The organism is Candidatus Defluviilinea gracilis (assembly GCF_057138825.1).
The window spans coordinates 1-2982 of sequence record NZ_DBNHEF010000001.1; the positions used below are offsets into that span (position 1 = coordinate 1).

Consider the following 2982-nt stretch of genomic DNA (forward strand, 5'->3'; position numbering starts at 1 on the left):
TCAAAGTGTGGCACGCGCCAGAAATTGTCCACGCTGTAGCGCGAGAAGCCGCCGCCGACCACATCGTACATTCCGCCGCGCGCCATGGTTCGAAGCGCGTGAATAGAGGTTTTGAGAATTGGAGAATTCTCCCAATTCTCTGATTCTCGAGCGACGCGTCTCAACAGGAATTCAACTGCCATCGGTTGCGGAAATTTTGGCGCGGAACCCCAGCCGCCGTTGCCCCAGTCGTAGTGATCGAGCAAATTCTTCACCGCCGCGTCGAGGTGTTCCTGCGTGAATCCCAAATCGGATTGCACGTTGACGCTGAGCGCTTGCTGAAGGTGATTGGAAACTTCGTCGCCAACGCGCGTGGCTTCGTTTTGTTGTTCGTTCCAAGTGCGCGCAATGCCTGCTAACACATCTTTGAACGATGGCATGTTATAGCGCGCGACGGGCGGGAAATAGGTTCCCGTAAAAAATGGCTTGAGATCGGGCGTGAGAAACACCGACATGGGCCAGCCGCCCGAACCCGTCATGGCGACCGTGGCTTGCATGTAGATCGCGTCGAGGTCGGGGCGTTCCTCGCGGTCCACTTTGATGTTGACGAAATGCGCGTTCATGAACGCGGCGGTGTCCGTATCTTCAAAGGATTCATGCGCCATCACGTGACACCAGTGACAGGCGGCGTATCCGATGCTGAGGAAGATCGGTTTGTTTTCGGCTCGGGCTTTTTTCAGCGCCTCTTCACCCCAGGGATACCAATTCACGGGATTGTTTGCGTGTTGAAGCAGGTAGGGAGAAGTTTCCGAGATCAGGTGGTTTGGCATGAGTTACCTCAGTCTTTTTTGGACACGGATCACACGGATTTCACGGAGAAAACCATTTAAAAACCCGAGTGGATCGTGTAATCCGTCGAATCTGTGTAATAAGAAACAGGTCTTGGGGTCCGTAAATTATAGGGCTTACGCAGTTGAACCTGTTGCGCCGTAGTTGCACTGCGGCGGCGGCAGTCCAACTGCCCGCCAACTGCGTAAGTCCTGATTATTAACTTCCCTCATTGACAGGAGATTGCTTCGGGAAGAACGCCCTCGCAACGACATAATGCGGGAAGTTGTTTTTTACGCGCCCTGAGTGGAAAAGAGTTGAGGTGGATTATAGTCCATGCCAATTTTCTATGGAATCAACACGGCGCTCCAAACGGAGCGCCGTGTTCGACTAGATTACCTTTCAACGCTTACCAGTACTGCCCGTATCATCAAGCGCTTTTTATACGTGTTGGTCTTGGCGTCGTACTCTTTGCATGTGAGCAATGTGAGCCACGCCTTTTCTTCATGCTTCATAACGGAGGCGTCATTCGGTTTGACGACTTCACTTCCGCGCACTTCGTAGATGAATTCCGCGCCGTACGCATGGATGATGATCTTGTCGCCGTATTTGAGGTTGCTCAAATTGAAGAACGGACCCGGCAAACCGTTATATCCGTAGACGTGTCCCGTCAGCACACTGTTGCCGTTCCAGGATGGGAACGCGCTTCCTTCCAGCCACCCGGCCTGATTCCCCAACCACGAGACATTCCACTCTCCGTTCTTGAGCGGCACGCCTACGATCGGCATCTTGATTCCCAGTGAAGGGATCTCCACGATCAGCCCGCCGGTCTGGGTATATTGTTCGGGCGCAACGTTGGACATGTCCGTCTTCACGAATGGGGCAAAGCCGGTGTCGGGCAGGTCGTTGGGGAGTCTGCCGTCGATGGTCACCGTAGCCGACACGCCATACACGTTCACGGCATCCAGCGGGTCGTACCAACGTTCTGTCGATTCGACGTTGTGAACGCTCAGTTGGACCGGCAAACCGCCCACGCCCGGGTCGATCGGCAGGGAAGTCCACGCAACGGATGCGGTGTTGGCGGCTGGCGCGCTCAGCAAGCGGGCATTAAAAGTAATGGTGGATGTTGCGCCCAGCGGGAATACATCCCATTGGAATATCAGGTTAGACGTTGCCCCCGGATAGGCAGGCGCCGCTGGGGTGGTGGGCGCAAGCCCGGCGTAGACAACCGATCCCGGCACATATTCGAGCGAGGACGGCAGGATGTCTGTCACCACTACATCGAAGGCGTCGGTTGAACTCTGAAGAGTGTGTTCGATCGACAACGTGAACTGAATCGTCGATCCCACAAGCACATTGCTGGATGGCGAAGCGGTTTTATCGATGGTCAGTTTGGGTTCTAAAATCTGCACGTTCGGGGCGCTGGTGGTGAAGGATCCGCCAGTCCACGCCCATGTGACGCTGTTATTCAAGACGCCGCCATCCTGATTCTCGATCACGTCGAGAACAATGGCGCGATAGCGCACCAGTAGGGTTGAGGGGGTAGCCTGGGCGGCAATATTCCCAATTGTGAACACCACTTGCCTGCCTGGGTTGGCGGGGTTGGTTGCCGGGTCGCCCGGGTCGGTGATCGAAGACACAGTGACAGCCGGGCAGACGCCTGCGGTCTGGTCAACACCAGCCACTTCCACATACAGACAGTCTACGAAGGCAAGACCTTTGTCCATCTGGTCGGTGATGGTCACGTTTGCTAGCGGCGTTCCAACAGGCAGGTTGATCGTCACTTCGTAGGTGATGATCTCGCCAATGGCAACATCCGTTCCGGCTGTAAAGGCTTCGCTTGTGGAAGCAATGGATTTGACAAAACCTCCGCTGTTGCCAACGAAGCCGAAGTCCACAGTGGGGTCGTAGGTGGTGCCGGTGGCATTGGTGACGGTGTTGTTGGCGGCGGCGCCAGCATTGCCCGGATTCAAAGTAGCAACCGAACTGGAGGCTTGCCCAGCGGCGGTGCCGATGCCGTTGTCGTTGTTATCAATATTTTGATTTGCATCGGTGGTATCGCCATTGTTGGCGGTGTCGACGGTGCTGGTATAACCGACGGGCGGGGTGACGCGGACGATGTAATCGCCTTCGGGGAGCCCGGAGAAGAGGTAGGTTCCAGCGACGCTGGTGGTG

2 protein-coding genes are annotated in these 2982 nt (G+C 55.7%); both read right to left on the reverse strand.

Annotation, left to right across the window (positions count from 1 at the left end; all coding sequences use genetic code 11):
- The coding region (locus AC16KF_RS00005) for a thioredoxin domain-containing protein (protein WP_484035222.1) at window positions 1-809 on the reverse strand (809 nt) is incomplete at its 3' end.
- Between the two features lie 393 nt (window positions 810-1202).
- A partial coding sequence (locus AC16KF_RS00010; RefSeq protein WP_484035223.1) for a sortase occupies window positions 1203-2982 on the reverse strand: 1780 nt, incomplete at its 5' end.